We start from the raw sequence: 14,566 nt of genomic DNA on the forward strand, positions 1-14,566 counted from the left end.
GAGCCCGCCGCGATGACCATCACCTCCGCCATCGTTCTTTACGCCGTGATCTGGTTCATGGTGCTCTTCATCGCCCTGCCGATCCGCCTGCGCACGCAGGGGGACATGGGCGAGGTGCTGCGCGGCACGCCCGCCGGGGCGCCCGCCGAATTCGCGATGAAGCGCAAACTGCTCTGGGTCAGCGCGATCTCGGCGGTATTGTGGGTCTTCTTCGCCGGCGTGATCCTCTCTGGCTGGATCAGCCCGCGCGATCTGGACTGGTTCGACCGGATGGAGCCGGGGGTTTCGGCAAGCGGTGATAAAGATGGGTGAAGGTCGCGGCGCCGAGGACGGGCACCAGCAGGTTGGCGACCGGCACCAGTAGCGGCAGCGCCATCACCACGCCGGCGATCCAGATCCGCACCGCGTGACGCCTTCGCATCCGCGCCGCGCCCTCCCGTCCCAGCCGCCGCGCCGCGATCAACTGGAAATATTCGCGCCCCAGCAGGTAGCCGTTGAGCGACAGGAAGATCAGCGGCGCGGCGGGAGGCAGCAGCAGGTAGGCGATGAGCGCCGCCGCGTTCCCGAGCAGAAGCACCCCGAGAAAGCCGAGCGCGTCACCGGCGCTTGCCAGCAGGCCAAGCCGCGGCGCCGGGGGCAGGTGGGCGTAATGCCGTGCCTCGACCGCGTCGGTCACGTCGTCGAGGAGGAACGAGATCGCGAAGGAAGCCACCGGGATCATCAGGAAGACCGAGGCCAGCAGGAAGGCCGGCACCGTGGCGAAGGAGGCCAGATCGTCGATCCAGGTGACAGGGCCGATCCATGGCAGGTTCAGCTCTTCGGGGATCGCGCGGTCCAATAGCAGCAAGATGGCGCCGTAGCTGGCACCAAGGACCAGCAGCGTCGCGCCAACGCCGCGCAGAAGCACGCTGCGAAACGCCCTGTCGCCCATCTGCGCCGCGGCGCGGGTCACGTCACGTGTAAGGCTCATTCCGTCATCCAGGTGATCGCGCGCTCGGGATCGGGACGGGGACGCTCGGGCGGTGCGCTGCTTTCGGTGCCGATATGGATCAGCCCCGCGATCCATTCGCCCTCGTCAAGGCCGAGCCCCTCGGCGGCGAAACCGCTGTCATGGCTGGCCCAGCCCGAGAGCCAGTTCGCGCCCCAGCCGGCGGCGAGCGCGGCATTGAGCAGTTGCATGCAGACGGCGCCCGCCGAAAGGGTTTGCTCGATCCGCGGGATCTTCTCGGAAGGGACGGGGCAGGCGATGACCGCCACGGCGAGATGCGCGTTTGAAAAATGGCTGCCCTGCTTTTCGATATCCGCCGGTTCGCGGCCCAGCGCGTCGCCCCGCACGGCCGCGAGCCGGCCGAGACGCTGCAGCGCGGCCCGTTCGAGCACGATGAGGCGCCATGGCTCGAGCTTGCCGTGATCGGGGCTGCGCAGCGCGATCTGCAAAAGCGGCAAGAGCGCCTCGCGCGCGGGAATCGGCGGGCCGAGCGTCTTGGCCGGCCGCGAGCGGCGGCTTGACAGGAAGGCGAGGGTCTCTGGGCTGGGGCGCGGCATCGCGAAGCTCCTTCGGCAGGTGAACGTCGTCCGGTCGGGCAAGGTTCGGTAGGGCGGGGTTCGGGCGAGATCGGGTTGGGTGGAGGGCATGCGGGCCGAGGCCTCGGACGCGTTTGCCCGGCGGCGGCCGGCCCCGCCCGGCGGCACACGGTTTTCCGCAGTTTCCGTGCCGGGGTCAAGCGGTGCGCGATGCACGGAAATGGCGCCGTGGCCGATCACCGCGCAAGCCGGGGCAGGCCGCATTCCGGTCCCACGGGCGGGATGACTCGCACGTTGAGGCATTGGCGCCGGGAGGGCGATTTTCCCTAGCGCCGGCGCGACAGTCGGTAGCTGCCTTCCGGAAGGTCAAGCGCGGCGGCGAGATCGGCAAGCTGCGCGCTCGACAAGGTGACGGTGGCGACGCTGTCGGTGCGCGGATCGTATTGCTCGAGCGTGACGCATTCGGCGAAGGCGTTCACGGTCACATCCTCCTGTCGGTGCCCGGCGGGGTCGTCGACGAGGGTGATCACGGTCGCGTCGAATTCGTGTTCGATGGTAAACATGACCCGAGCCTAGCGGATCGGCAAGGCGCCGCAAGCGGTCACTGCACGGGGCAAGGTGCGGGCGGGCGGTGGGGACGGGGCGACCCCGGAGGGGTGGAGGTCCGTGCCGCGCGGGCTATGCTGTGGGCTACAGGGACATGCAGCAGGAGCTTTCGATGATGAGATGGATCGCCATTGTGGGACTGGCCGCCGTGACGGCCTGCGGCCCGGTCGTGGTGAGCGGACCCGGACCGCTCGGCGCGCCCGGCACCGGCACATCCGCGCCGCGTCCGGCGCCCGCACCGGCGCCGAGCCGCGCCGAGGTCCCGCGCGCCCAGGTGAACGCCCAGCTCGCGGCGCGCAACTTCGTCTCCGTCGTCTCGCGGGTGGAGCCGGTGGCCGAGGCCGAATGCCGGGCCCGCACGCGCGGCACGAATTGCGACTTCGCCATCGCGGTGGACGATACGCGCGGCGCCCCGCCCAACGCCTTCCAGACGCTCGACCGCAATGGGCGGCCGGTGATCGGCTTCACCCTCGCGCTCATCGCGCAGGTGCGCAACCAGGACGAACTGGCCTTCATCCTCGGGCACGAGGCGGCGCATCATATCGCCGGCCATATCTCGCGCGGGCAGCGATCGGCTGTGACGGGCGCGGTGCTGGCCGGGATCCTGGCACAGGTGGGCGGCGCGGATGCGACCGTGGTGCGGGAGGCGCAGAATGTCGGCGCGACCCTCAATTCACGCCGTTTCTCCAAGGATTTCGAGCTCGAGGCCGATGCACTGGGAACGGTGATCGCGGCCAGGAGCGGGTTTGATCCGGTGCGCGGGGCCGAATATTTCGCCCGCATCCCCGATCCGGGCAATCGCTTCCTTGGCACCCATCCGCCCAATGCCGAGCGCATCGCCACCGTGCGCCGCACCGCCGCCGGCCTCTGAGGGGAGGGGCGTGGCGCTCAGGGTCCTGACGGGCGTTCTGAACGACCGGGGGTCGAAATATGCCGTCTCCGGCGGCCCGGCTCGTGACCGGGCCGGCGCCGAGGCCCTGCGCGCCGAGCTTCTGCGGCGCAAGAAATTCGCGAAGGCCACGCATAACAGCTGGGCCCTGCTGCCCAGTTCCGGCGATCCGGTCAAGGCCGATGACAGCGAGGCCGGCGCCGGGATGGTGATCCTCAGGATGCTCGAGCGCGAAGGGCTCCACGATCACATGGTCATCGTCACCCGCTGGTTCGGTGGCACCCATCTCGGCGGCGACCGCTTTCGCCACGTGCAGGACTGTGTGCGCCATTACCTGGCACAGCGCGGCGCAGGCGACTGACCGGCCCGTTCGTGGTATCCTGACCGGGCGAATCCCGCCGCGCGCCAGCGAGCAGTGCGGGTATCGAGGGCCGCACGCGCGCGCACGAGAAAGCGGCGCGCGCTTGATGCCCGCGCCGCGCCGTCGGTCAGCGCCGGAATGGTAATCCGGCCGGCCGGGTTCGCGTCATAGCGTCGAGTTGGCCGGAGATGAAGGAATGAACTTCTACCAGCGGACGAACCTGTCGATGGGGCTCGCGGTGATCTTCGGTCTGGAGCTGGCGATCGCGGACTGGATGCGTGGTCCGGGGATTTCGGGGCCTGCGCTTCAGGCCTTCTTCTGGATCGCCTTCCAGTTCATGTTCCGCATCAAGCTGACGCTCGACGATCACTGGCATTTCGGCGCGTCGGGTCCGCCCCTGAGCGATCGGCAACTTTTCACCGATCACATCCTGTCGTCGGTCTCCGCGCTGTTCTTCGCCCTCGCCGCGATCTTCTCGTTCCGCTTCGGCCCGAGCCTTTTGTTTTTCTGCTCAGGGCTGGCCACTGCGACCATCTGGATCCTGGTCCGTGCCGGAACACAGGCGCGCAACCTCGCCTGGCTCCGCTTCAACCTCGGCTATGGGGGGCTCGCCGCGCTGGCCTACTTGCTGCCGGGCGGGCTTGGCGTGATTGTCCTGCTGGGGGCCATGGCCCTTCTGCTGCGTGACCTGATCGTGAGCGAGACACCCGACAGGATGCCGGCCCGCTGAGCGCGCGCCGCAGGCTCTTGGTCAGACCCGGCAGCCCCAGAGATCGTATTCGCCGGCCTCGTCGACCTTGACGGTGACCATATCGCCGACCTTCAGCCCTTGCGTGCCCTCGTCGATGAAGAGGTTGCCGTCGATCTCGGGCGCGTCGGCGGCGGTGCGGCAGGTGGCCACGCCATCCTCGTCGATCTCGTCGACCAGAACCTGCATCACCTGCCCGAGCTTGGCGGCGAGCTTTTCCTCTGAAATGGCCTGCGCCTTTTCCATGAACCGCTCCCAGCGCTCCTGCTTGATCGCCTCGGGGACGTGATCGGGCAGGGCATTGGAGCGTGCGCCGGCGACATTCTCGTATTTGAAGCAGCCCACCCGGTCGAGCCGGGCCTCGTCGAGCCAGTCCAGCAGGTGGGTGAACTCTTCCTCGGTCTCGCCGGGATAGCCGACGATGAAGGTCGAGCGCAGCGTGATGTCGGGACAGACGGCGCGCCAGGCCGCGATCTCCTCGAGCGTCTTCGAGCCGGCGGCGGGACGGGCCATGCGGCGCAGCACGTCGGGATGCGAGTGCTGGAAGGGAATGTCGAGATAGGGCAGCAGCCCGTTCGAGGGGTCGGCCATGATCGGGATCAGGTCACGCACATGGGGGTAGGGATAGATGTAATGCAGCCGCACCCATGCGCCGAGGCTCCCCAGGTCACGCGCGAGATCGGTGACATGCGCCCGGTGGCCGCGCTCCTCGGCATATTTGATGTCGAGCCCGTAGGCGCTGGTATCCTGGCTGATGACGAGCAGCTCCTTCACCCCCGCGCTCACCAGTTTTTCGGCCTCGCGCATCACCGCATGGGCGGGGCGCGAGCGCAGCCGGCCGCGCATGTCGGGAATGATGCAGAACTTGCACTTGTGATTGCAGCCCTCGGAGATCTTCACATAGCTGTAATGGCGCGGCGTCAGCGACACCCCGCTGGCGGGCAGCAAATCGACGAAGGGATCGGGGCTGGGCGGCACGGCACCATGCACCGCGTCGAGCACCTGTTCGTATTGATGCGGCCCGGTGACGGCGAGGATGCGCGGATGATGCTCGCGAATATAGTCGGGCTCGGCCCCAAGGCAGCCGGTGACGATGACCTTGCCGTTCTCGCTCAGGGCCTCGCCGATCGCATCGAGGCTTTCGGCCTTGGCACTGTCGAGAAAGCCGCAGGTATTCACGATCACCGCATCCGCCCCGGCATAATCGGCCGAGATGCCGTAGCCCTCTGCGCGCAGCCGCGTCAGGATGCGCTCGCTGTCCACGAGGGCCTTGGGACAGCCGAGGCTGACCATGCCGATGGTGGGCTGACCGCTGCGCGCGGTCTCGGTGACGCGGGCGCGGGCAAGATCGGGGCGGAGGTCGGGCGGGTTCTGGCTCATGGCGGTGCTATAGGCGAAAGGATGCATGGGGGGAATGTGCAACTTGAACGCAGGGGGCAGCGCCCCGTGCCCGGCCGCTAATTGTCGCTTGCCCCTCTTTTAGCCTGGAGCCGTTCTGGAGAGCCCGCCCGGGACCGGTAGGTGCTCTAGGAAGAACGTGCACTGGCTCGGCTGCAAGAGCACTTGGGTGACGACTTGATCCAACCAACCAATTCCGCGCGAGGAAAAGCCGACATCCCAGTGGCCACGAAAATCAGATCGTGTAGAAGGCCAGGCGTCAGGAAAACCGTCTCGGTATCGACGCGGTGAAATCATGCTCCCGCTCAAGCTCGTCGTTGCACCAGGCGCGCAGCTTTGCGCTGATGTGGTAGGATTCGCCATCACATGTCAGACGTGTCCATGTCTCGGTTCGGACGCGCCAGTCATCACGAGCCATCTCGTGCATCCAGGTTGCCTCTCCCTCCGCGGATCGCGGATCGGATGGCAGCACCGAATAGCGCTCGTTTCCTTCGGCGGAATGGAAGAACCGGTGCGGCTCGATTATTGCGGCCCCCTCGTGGTCGCGGGTCTCCACGGTCACGCGGCCTGTGTCGAGATCCTCACTCAGGCGCCATTCCGAGCGGGGGGGCTGGCGGAACGAGACGTCCAGCGGCGTGCCGGCACGGGGCGGGGGAAAATCCGGCAAAGGCAGGACCGGATCCGCGCGCAGCGGCAAGACAAGCTCCGAGGCGCCGGGCAAGATGGTCAGTGTCACGGGGTCCGGTGCGGGCCAGGCGATCGGAAAATAGCTCGTGGACAGCGACAGGCGCAGGCGATGGCCGGCGCGCAGGGTCTGGGCGATGTGTTTGAACGAGATCTCCATGATATAGATCTCGCCCGGGACCAGATCGGCGGGCGCGGCATGTCCGTCGCGGTGGCAGAGATTGAGAAGGCCGTAGCTGATGCGGGTGGACGCGCCGCCGGGCGAGACATCGACCAAACGGGCGGCGATCTGCGCGACCGGTTGATCGACGCGGCAGTGCAGGCGCAGGCGGGCGTCGCCGACGATGTGGAGGTCGGCCTCCAGGGGGGCGGTCTCGAAGGGCAGGCTGCCGGCATCGTCGCGCCGCTGGTCGCTCGGCTGGTCGCCCGGATGGGCATAGGAGCACCACTTGCCGCCATGCACGCCGACCCAAAGCGGCGAGCAGATCGAGAGGTCCGGGCCGGACCGACCGGGGCCGCGGATGAGGGATTGATCCGATCCCAGGCCAAACGCGACCGGCTCGACATTCGGCGAGGGCCAGGCCGGCTCGCCGATCCAGACACCGTCGCGCGAATCGTAATGGCTGCGCGGCTCGGCTGCATCCTGCAGGAACAGGCGGAGGGGGGGCTCGGCCATGATGCCGGTCTCGCGCCCCTTGAGCCAGTGATCCCACCAGCGGGTCTCTTCCGACAGCCAGTCGATCGCCGGACCCGGCGCGCCAAGGTGCGGATAGCGGTGTGCCCACGGTCCGACGATGCCCTTGGCGGGGCTTTTCAAATTCTCGAGCAGCCGGAATACCGAGCGGCAGTAGCCGTCGGCCCAGCCGGAGACCGCATAGACCGGAACCTGGATGTCGTCCCAGTTCTCGCAGACCGAGCCGTGACGCCAGAAGTCGTCGCGGGTCTGGTGGGACAACCAGGTTTCCAGCCAGAGACCGGAGTCGTCGAGCCTCTGGTGCCACATCTCGCGCCATTTCTCGCCGACGTGCTCGGGGTCCGGGGGCAGCGTGTTGATCCCGAACATAACCGACGCCCAGGAGAGTTGGTCGCAGAGCGGCACACCGCCCATGTAATGGATGTCGTCGGCATAGCGGTCGTCGGTCGAGCAGATCGTCACTACCGCCTTCAGCGCAGGTGGTCGGAGCGCCGCGATCTGGAGGCCGTTGAATCCGCCCCAGGAAATACCAACGATCCCGACGCCGCCGTCGCACCAGGGCTGCTCTGCGAGCCAAGCGATCACGTCGCAGCCGTCGGCCAGTTCGATCTCGGTGTATTCGTCCTCCATCAGGCCTTCGGATTCGCCGGTGCCTCGCAGGTCGACGCGGACATAGGCGTAGTCGCGGGCAGCAAGCCAGGGCGCGCGGGCAGCGTCGCGTTCCAGCGTCTTGTCGTTCTTGCGATAGGGAATGTATTCGAGGATCGCGGGCACCGGCGCGGTCTCGGCCCCCTCGGGCATCCAGATGCGCGCGGCCAGCAATGTGCCGTCGGGCATCGGGATCTCGACATGTTCGCGTTCAACCACGCGACGTGGCAGGTCGGTGTCGATCTTCATGTAACTGTCTCCGGTCCGGTCGGCATTTCACTACCGCGCCGCGTTGGCGGGAGCCAGCGCGGCTAGTCCTCGATGTCGGTGAACTCGTAGTTCAACCGTTTCATCACCTGCTCGTAGTTCCACAAGAGCTTCGATGTCGTGCCGGCTCCCATCCAGACCGAGGCCACGGCGAAACTATAGGCATCCTGTTCCGGTAACTCCGACAGCTTCATGCCCTTGCTCAGGTTCGACACGATGCGTGTGCCCTCCACCTGCTCGGCGGCCACCTCGATCTCGGCCCGCGACGGGACACGCGCAGCGGTCGCATCACCGAAGAACACACGGTAGAAGAACTCCGCCGCGACGTTCTGCGTGCCTTGGCGCTGCGGCATGTCCGGCTTGCGGCCAAGCCCCAGATCGACCGTCACCTGCTGATGGCTCACTCCGTCGACCATTTCAAACAGGTCGCAGTGGGATTGGGCGATGCGGGTGTTGATCTCGAGCAGCCAGATCTTGTCGTCCACTTCGTCCCAGAAATATTCGATGTTGAAACCGGCATTGTCATAACCGATGTGCTTCATCACCTTGCGCGAGATTTTCCACATCTGGTCCTGCACCTGGCGCGGCAGCGTCGATGGATAGAGGTAGTAGAAGAAGCTCAGCACCTGTGGATAGCGGATCGAATCCACGGTGCCGTACAAGGTAACCTCGCCGTCGTGAACATACCCTTCGACGGTGCACTGCCGCCCGCCGATGACCCTTTCGGCCATGCAGTAATGCCCTTCGATGGCGCGGATGTCGTCTGGCAGGTCGGCCCTGTCGAGCACGACGTTGAAGGGCTCCGAGATCTGGCCGATTTCGGCCCGCAGCTTTTGGACCGCGAAATCGAAGTCCTCGGGGCTGTCGATGCGAAAGCCCAGCCGCGAACCCGAGGATTTGATCGGCTTGACGAAGAACGGAAACCGCAGGTTCGACTCCCCGATCTTCGAAAGCGCGTCGTCGTCGAACGGATCGAAGGCGGTGAATGCGGGCACGTGGTCCGGGATCACCTCGGCCATCACCTTGCGCGACCAGAACTTGTGCTCGCATTTCAGGAGGCTTTCCAACGAGGTGTTGGGCGTGCCGTATTTCCTGCTGAGCAGCGGCAGCATGGTCGAGACCGGGAAGTCCATGTAACCCACGATCGCATCGATCGAGCCGTCGAAGGCGTCCAACGTCGCTTCGGCCTCGGCCAGCATCGAAGGGATGTCGAACTCCTGGGTCTCGTAGACCTGCGCGGGGGTCAGAAGCTGGTGGAAGACAACATCCTCCACCATGCGCAAGGTCTTGAGGCGTTCGGCATTGTAGTCGTTCAGACCGACGACGAAGACGTTTCTGGTCATTGCTGGTTCCTTCCGCGCCGATGCACCGGCGCTTGCCGGTGTCGGCGGATTCCATGGTTCAGGGCTGGGCGAGCTCGGCCTGGCGCTGGAAACTCCGGCCCTTTAGGCGTTCGGTCGTTCCCTCGATGTCGTCAACCAGCAGCAACAGGAAGTCGCCCGTCTTGGCCTCGTCTATCGCCTCGGCCACTGCCTCGTGTTCCTCCGGAACGGTCTTGACCTCGCAGGACGTCCCGGCACCTTCCGCTCCCTCGTGGATCAGCTTTGCCGTTTCGCCGGCCTCCCGGCCACGGGCATCTGTTTCGCACACGTAGAGAGTGTCGCACATCCGGGCGAGTTGTGCGCCCAACGCGGCCAGATCCTCGTCGCGCCGGTTGCCCGGGGCGGAGGCGACACCGATCCGGCGCTGGTTGCCAAGCTCGCGCACCAGCGGCTCCAGCGCCTCCAGCGCCGGCACGTTGTGGCCGTAGTCGATCAGGCACTTCACGCCGTCGGCCTCGAAGTAATTGGTACGGCCGGGCATCTGCGCGGGCGTCGGGTGGAACGTCATGAGACCCGCACGCACGTCGCCGACCTCGATCCCGTGGGCGATGGCGGCCGCAGCTGCTGCCATGGCGTTCTGCACGTTGAAGCGTGCATGGCCTTCGAAGGCGATCGGGACGTCGTTGACCTCGCAGATCTCGACCGTGACCTTGCCGCGGAGCATGACGATCTTGCCATGCTGCACCGTCAGGACCATGCCGAGTTCGCTCAGATGCTGCTTGAGCGCCGCGTTCTCCGGGTCCATCGTGAAATAGATGATCTCGCCGCGCGCCCAGTAGGTGCCTTGGTCCATCACCAGAGGGTCGTCGGCGTTCAGCACGCAGTAGCCGCCCTCGCGTTTGACCGCGTCGACGATGACAGTCTTGCAGCGCGCAAGTTCCTCAAGCGTGTGGATGTCGCGTTCGCCCAGGTGGTCGGAGGCGATATTCAGCAGCACGCCCACGTCGCATTCGTCAAAGCCGAGGCCCCGCCGCATGATGCCGCCACGGGCGCATTCGAGCACCGCGTGTTCGACCGTCGGTTCGCGCAGGACCGCATGTGCGGCGGCGGGTCCGGAATAGTCGCCGCGCAGGATGACGTGGTTGTCGATCTCCACAGTTCCAGTGCAGCCCATACCAACCGAATGGCCCGCCTGCCGCAGGATGTGCGAGATCAGCCGTGTCGTCGTGGTCTTGCCGTTGGTGCCGGTGATCGCCGTGATCGGGATGCGCCCGTTATCGGTGGAATCGGGGAACAGCATGTCGACCACGTGTTCGCCCACCGGGCGCGGGGTGCCATGCGTAGGCGCCATGTGCATACGGAAGCCAGGGCCGGCATTGACCTCGACCACACCCGCCGATTGCTCTTCGAGCGGTTTCGCCAGGGTCTCGGCCAACAGGTCAATGCCGATGACGTCGAGCCCGACAAGGCGCCCGATCCGCTCCATCGAGAACTTCACTGCGGGATGCACTTCGTCGGTCAGGTCCGTCGCGGTGCCGCCGGTGGAGATGTTGGCGGTGGACTTGAGAAATGCCACCTCTCCCTCGGGCAGCACGGTGTCCAGCGCCAGTCCGGCCTGATCGAGCATGCGGTGGGTCTGTTCGTCAACTTCGATCCGGGTGAGCAGATTCTCATGACCCACACCGCGGCGGGGATCCGCGTTCTCGCGCTCGATCAGCGCCTGGACGGTGCTTGTGCCGTCTCCGGTGACATGCGCCGGGCGGCGGCGGGCGGCGGCGACCAGCTTGCCGCCGATCACCAGGATCCGATGATCCTCGCCCTTGATGTAGCTTTCGACGATGACGCCGTCCGAGCCCTCGCGCAGTCGCTGGACCGCCGCGTCATAGCCCGAACGCAGATCCTCCTCCGAGCGGATATCGGTGGTCACACCGCGGCCGTGATTGCCGGAAAGCGGCTTGGTGACCACCGGCCAGCCGATCCATGCGGCCGCCTCCTGCGCCTCTTCGAAGGAATAGCAGGTCTGGCCCTGCGGCACCTGCACGCCGGCCTCACCCAGGATCTGCTTGGTCCAGTCCTTGTCGTCGGCGATGGAGTGGCCGATGATGCCCGAGGCATCCGTGACCGTCGCTTGGAACCGGCGCTGCTTCACACCATGGCCGAGCTGGGTGTAGCTCGTCCCTCTGGTCAGATTGTAGTACGGGATGTTCCGCGCCTTGGCCGCGTCCACGATCGCGCCAGTCGACGGGCCGAGCGCATGGGCGTCGCGCACCTCTTTCAGATGATCGATGTATGGCCCGAGGTCGATGTCCTCGCTATCGTAAAGCTTTCGGACGATCTCGACCGCAGCCTCGCCCGCGGCAAGCCCCGTCGCCTCGTCCCGGTAACGATAGACGACGTTGTAGATGCCCTTTTCATAGCTGTCGACGGTCTTGCCGTAGCCCACCAAAAAGCCGACCTGGTTCTGCAGTTCGATGGCGAGATGCTCGACCACGTGTCCGGCATAGGTTCCGTTGCGCACCCTTTGAAGAAATCCCCCGGGCTCGCCGACCGAGCAGCGATGTTCGTAGATGTCGGGGATGAGCGTCTGCAATCTCTCGGCCAGGTCAGACACCTTATCGCTGGGCCGCTGTTCGAGGTCGCCGATATCGAGCCGCATGTAGATGGCCTGATATCGGCTGTAATAGTTTGGCCCACGCAGGGCACGGTGTTCAAGTATAAGCAATCCTTGGCTCCAGGCTGGTCGCCTTGAGCTCTTCAGGCCCAAGGACACGCCGGTCGCTCAGGCTGTATCCATACCCGTCGACCAACGCATGCATCCTGACGTTGAGGACCGAGACAGCCTCTCCATCGTCAAGCTCAAAAACATTCGAACTTGTAACGTCCGAACTGTCTACAAGGATGACGTGACCGGGGCCAAAGGCAAGGATGGTATTTTTGTCGAAAAGAACGGCGGCATCTTCACCGATGCCGACGCCAAGGAATTCGGGGTTTGTCGCGCCCACTTCCATCAGTCGCGAAAAGCGGCCCCGCTCGAGGAAATGCGTGTCGATGATCACCCCGTCGACCAGACCGAAACCGGCCGCCATCTTCACCGCGCCTTTGCGCAGGCTGTCGGTCGCCGCGCCGCCATAGACCATGGTAGTGGATTGGCAGGCCGCGCCGGCGCTGGTGCCCGCGATGACCGCGCCTTCTTGGTGACGTCTGCGCAGGGCGTGCAGCACGGGTGAGCCGCCTAGAATGCTGGTCAGCCGCATCTGATCCCCGCCAGAGATGAAGATGACGTCGGCCCGCTTTATCATCGCGACGAATTCCGGCGCGGCCGCATCAATCCGGTCGCGTATGCGCAGGTCAAGCACCTCCGCGGCGCCAAGCATGGAGAACACGTCTTTGTAGCTGTCAAAAACCTCCTGCGGGATCGAGCTTGCCGTGGTGATGACGGCCACAACCGGGGCTTCGCCGCCCGAGAAATTCATGACACGGCTCAGGATGGCCGCTTCCTGCGACCGGTCCTCTGCACCACCGATCGCGACGAGAGGACCGGGTCTGGGCACCTGTAGTTGCATGTTCATCCGTAGGCCTATCGTTCGTTTGCGCTGTCTCTACATTGCCGTCGACTGTATCACCAAAGAATGAAATGCCCACTGTTGCAGCAGGGTATTGACGGTATAGTGTGCTATTGCGACTAGATGTGGCGCTCAGGCAGGCTTTCGCCCTCCGTTTTTGCCGGATTGGACTGGTCAGGGATCGCTGGAGGCGTTCATGGGTTACACTCTTGCAATCCACGGTGGAGCCGGTGTCATCCCGCGCGACCGTCTCACGTGCGCGCGCGAAGCAGACGTGCGGGCGGCTCTCGACCGGGCCCTCAATGCCGGTGAGGATGTCCTCTCAACGGGCGGGTCTGCTCTTGATGCGGTCACCGCGGCGGTCTGCGCCTTGGAGGACGAACCGCTGTTCAACGCCGGCCGCGGCGCTGTCTTCACGCGCGAGGGGTGCCACGAAATGGACGCCGCCGTGATGAACGGAAGCGACCGCCGCGCAGGCTGCGTGGCGGGGATTTTCGGCCCCCGCAATCCGGTGCGGCTGGCGCGCTGCGTCATGGAGCGAACCGACCACGTGCTGATGATTGGTGAAGGCGCGCTGCGTCTGGGCCGTGAGGCCGGGCTCGAGGACGCGCCGGCAGAGTATTTCTTCACGCAGGAGCGTTACGATACGCTTCAGGAAACGCTGCGGATGGAGGCGGCCGGCACGCTCGATGACGATCCTGCACGACGCCATGGCACGGTAGGCGCCGTAGCGCGGGACCTTTCGGGTGGGCTGGCCGCGGCGACCTCGACGGGCGGGATGACCGCCAAGCGCCCCGGCCGGGTCGGTGACAGCCCGCTGATCGGCGCCGGGACCTTCGCCGACGACCGCACCTGCGCCATCTCGGCTACAGGAGACGGCGAGGCCTTCATCCGCCTTAGCGTCGCGCACGAGATCGACGCCCGGATGCGGCTGGCGGGAGAGACGCTTTCCGAAGCCGCCGATCATGTCGTCAAAGTGGAGCTCGCAAGGTTGAATGGCTCCGGCGGTCTCGTCGCAGTCAACGCGGAGGGCCGAGTCGCGGCACCCTTCAACTGCGAGGGCATGTATCGCGGATGGACCGGCGATGGACTCGAACGGTCGATACTCATCTATTGAAACATTGACCAGAGTACTCCATTCATATCGCAGCCATCCGACCTGCGGAATTTCTTAAGAGCGAGGACCGACAGGGGCAGGTCAACGGGACGATTTCCATGTTGAGGCGCCGCAAGGCGCTCGAGATGACAATTTTCGGTTCACCATCCACCGGGCTACCCCGAACACCGACGCAGCGCAGGGGAGCTTTGCATGATACCCAATCTCCGCACCGTCGAAGCTGCGGGGCGGCCCCCGGAAGCCGGACGAGCGGCAGCTATGGGCCGGTCTTGTCCATAGTTCTGGGTAGGGAGCCGATGTCTTGTAAGCGTCCGGCCTGACCGTCCCTACGATGCAGTTTTCCAAGGTAGCAGCTCATCGACGCGGTTGCTCTTGTAGTCTGGGATGCGGGCGAGTGTGTCGGCACGCCATGCCTGCGGAACGACGCCATTCAGTTTGGCGGTTTCGATGAGGGAGTAGGCGATGGCCAGCGGCCTTTCCGCCGGTCTGTGTTCCGACGAACAGGTAGGTTTTGGGCCCGACTGCGACGGATCGCATGGCGCGTTCTGCGGTGTTGATGTCCAGTTCCAGAATGCCGTGATCGAGGTAGGGCCGTAGCCGTACCATGCGCGTCAGAGCATAGTGGATGGCTCCCGCCAGAGGCGATTTTCCGGAGATACTGTGAATAGCCCCGTGTTTCTTAGACGCCCTCGTGCCTCAGTTTCTGCTGCCGCTCGAACTCGAGGGGCGACAGCATTCCGTTCCG

13 protein-coding genes and 1 pseudogene are annotated in these 14,566 nt (G+C 65.5%); 5 read left to right on the forward strand and 9 right to left on the reverse strand.

What is annotated here, in order from left to right; all coding sequences use genetic code 11:
- Positions 1-12: 12 nt before the first annotated feature.
- Positions 13-312, forward strand: a complete 300-nt coding sequence (locus PMES_RS06770; RefSeq protein ID WP_159964748.1) for a DUF1467 family protein — start codon at positions 13-15, stop codon at positions 310-312.
- Here PMES_RS06770 and PMES_RS06775 read toward each other — a convergent pair.
- The 3 genes from PMES_RS06775 to PMES_RS06785 form a co-directional block, all read right to left on the reverse strand.
- Positions 239-970: an EI24 domain-containing protein gene (locus PMES_RS06775; RefSeq protein ID WP_159964749.1), complete on the reverse strand. Its 732-nt coding sequence runs from the start codon at positions 968-970 to the stop codon at positions 239-241. The two genes, PMES_RS06770 and PMES_RS06775, sit on opposite strands and share 74 nt — an antisense overlap.
- Positions 967-1,545, reverse strand: a complete 579-nt coding sequence (locus PMES_RS06780) for a nitroreductase family protein (RefSeq protein ID WP_159964750.1) — start codon at positions 1,543-1,545, stop codon at positions 967-969. The genes PMES_RS06775 and PMES_RS06780 overlap by 4 nt, the downstream gene beginning before the upstream one ends.
- 305 nt (positions 1,546-1,850) lie before the next feature.
- Positions 1,851-2,087 carry a DUF8831 family protein gene (locus tag PMES_RS06785; protein ID WP_159964751.1) on the reverse strand — a complete coding sequence of 79 codons (237 nt, stop codon included), beginning with the start codon at positions 2,085-2,087 and terminating at the stop codon, positions 1,851-1,853.
- Positions 2,088-2,242: 155 nt separating this feature from the next.
- Between PMES_RS06785 and PMES_RS06790 the strand changes: the two genes are divergently transcribed.
- The 3 genes from PMES_RS06790 (at position 2,243) to PMES_RS06800 (ending at position 4,110) form a co-directional block, all read left to right on the forward strand.
- Positions 2,243-3,001: a M48 family metallopeptidase gene (locus PMES_RS06790; RefSeq protein ID WP_438943226.1), complete on the forward strand. Its 759-nt coding sequence runs from the start codon at positions 2,243-2,245 to the stop codon at positions 2,999-3,001.
- Between the two features lie 10 nt (positions 3,002-3,011).
- A complete protein-coding gene (locus tag PMES_RS06795; RefSeq protein ID WP_236549721.1) occupies positions 3,012-3,380 on the forward strand; it encodes a YigZ family protein in 369 nt (122 codons plus the stop codon).
- A gap of 196 nt (positions 3,381-3,576) precedes the next feature.
- On the forward strand, positions 3,577-4,110 hold the full coding sequence (locus PMES_RS06800) for a hypothetical protein (RefSeq protein ID WP_159964753.1): 534 nt from the start codon (positions 3,577-3,579) through the stop codon (positions 4,108-4,110).
- A 21-nt stretch (positions 4,111-4,131) separates the two neighbouring features.
- On the opposite strand, the gene rimO is transcribed toward PMES_RS06800, so the two are convergent.
- The 5 genes from rimO to PMES_RS06825 form a co-directional block, all read right to left on the reverse strand.
- A complete protein-coding gene (gene rimO, locus PMES_RS06805; RefSeq protein WP_159964754.1) occupies positions 4,132-5,508 on the reverse strand; it encodes a 30S ribosomal protein S12 methylthiotransferase RimO in 1,377 nt (458 codons plus the stop codon).
- A 277-nt stretch (positions 5,509-5,785) separates the two neighbouring features.
- Entirely contained in the window at positions 5,786-7,801 is a 2,016-nt protein-coding gene (locus tag PMES_RS06810; RefSeq protein WP_159964755.1) for a CocE/NonD family hydrolase, read from the reverse strand.
- 62 nt (positions 7,802-7,863) lie between these two features.
- The gene (locus PMES_RS06815; protein ID WP_159964757.1) at positions 7,864-9,162 is read right to left on the reverse strand and encodes an ATP-grasp domain-containing protein; all 1,299 of its coding nucleotides are present in this window, start codon (positions 9,160-9,162) and stop codon (positions 7,864-7,866) included.
- Between the two features lie 58 nt (positions 9,163-9,220).
- Positions 9,221-11,797: a cyanophycin synthetase gene (cphA, locus tag PMES_RS06820; RefSeq protein ID WP_236549722.1), complete on the reverse strand. Its 2,577-nt coding sequence runs from the start codon at positions 11,795-11,797 to the stop codon at positions 9,221-9,223.
- 52 nt (positions 11,798-11,849) lie between these two features.
- Positions 11,850-12,710 carry a cyanophycinase gene (locus tag PMES_RS06825; protein ID WP_159964760.1) on the reverse strand — a complete coding sequence of 287 codons (861 nt, stop codon included), beginning with the start codon at positions 12,708-12,710 and terminating at the stop codon, positions 11,850-11,852.
- A 190-nt stretch (positions 12,711-12,900) separates the two neighbouring features.
- On the opposite strand from PMES_RS06825, the gene PMES_RS06830 reads away from it, so the two are divergent.
- The gene (locus tag PMES_RS06830) at positions 12,901-13,821 is read left to right on the forward strand and encodes an isoaspartyl peptidase/L-asparaginase family protein (protein ID WP_159964762.1); all 921 of its coding nucleotides are present in this window, start codon (positions 12,901-12,903) and stop codon (positions 13,819-13,821) included.
- A 326-nt stretch (positions 13,822-14,147) separates the two neighbouring features.
- Here PMES_RS06830 and PMES_RS06835 read toward each other — a convergent pair.
- Positions 14,148-14,478 (reverse strand): annotated as a pseudogene (locus tag PMES_RS06835) (transposase domain-containing protein); the annotation flags it as partial.
- Positions 14,479-14,566 lie beyond the last annotated feature (88 nt).

The organism is Profundibacterium mesophilum KAUST100406-0324, assembly GCF_009835145.1.
GTDB classification, from domain to species: domain Bacteria; phylum Pseudomonadota; class Alphaproteobacteria; order Rhodobacterales; family Rhodobacteraceae; genus Profundibacterium; species Profundibacterium mesophilum.

Bases quoted from the DNA above. Each gene is read 5' to 3' on its own strand.
- PMES_RS06800 (WP_159964753.1), top strand. From the start codon at position 3,577: ATGAACTTCTACCAGCGGACGAACCTGTCGATGGGGCTCGCGGTGATC.
- PMES_RS06770 (WP_159964748.1), top strand. From the start codon at position 13: ATGACCATCACCTCCGCCATCGTTCTTTACGCCGTGATCTGGTTCATG.
- PMES_RS06780 (WP_159964750.1), bottom strand. From the start codon at position 1,545: ATGCCGCGCCCCAGCCCAGAGACCCTCGCCTTCCTGTCAAGCCGCCGC.
- PMES_RS06830 (WP_159964762.1), top strand. From the start codon at position 12,901: ATGGGTTACACTCTTGCAATCCACGGTGGAGCCGGTGTCATCCCGCGC.
- cphA (WP_236549722.1), bottom strand. From the start codon at position 11,797: ATGCGGCTCGATATCGGCGACCTCGAACAGCGGCCCAGCGATAAGGTG.
- PMES_RS06775 (WP_159964749.1), bottom strand. From the start codon at position 970: ATGAGCCTTACACGTGACGTGACCCGCGCCGCGGCGCAGATGGGCGAC.
- rimO (WP_159964754.1), bottom strand. From the start codon at position 5,508: ATGAGCCAGAACCCGCCCGACCTCCGCCCCGATCTTGCCCGCGCCCGC.
- PMES_RS06790 (WP_438943226.1), top strand. From the start codon at position 2,243: ATGATGAGATGGATCGCCATTGTGGGACTGGCCGCCGTGACGGCCTGC.
- PMES_RS06825 (WP_159964760.1), bottom strand. From the start codon at position 12,710: ATGAACATGCAACTACAGGTGCCCAGACCCGGTCCTCTCGTCGCGATC.
- PMES_RS06785 (WP_159964751.1), bottom strand. From the start codon at position 2,087: ATGTTTACCATCGAACACGAATTCGACGCGACCGTGATCACCCTCGTC.
- PMES_RS06810 (WP_159964755.1), bottom strand. From the start codon at position 7,801: ATGAAGATCGACACCGACCTGCCACGTCGCGTGGTTGAACGCGAACAT.
- PMES_RS06815 (WP_159964757.1), bottom strand. From the start codon at position 9,162: ATGACCAGAAACGTCTTCGTCGTCGGTCTGAACGACTACAATGCCGAA.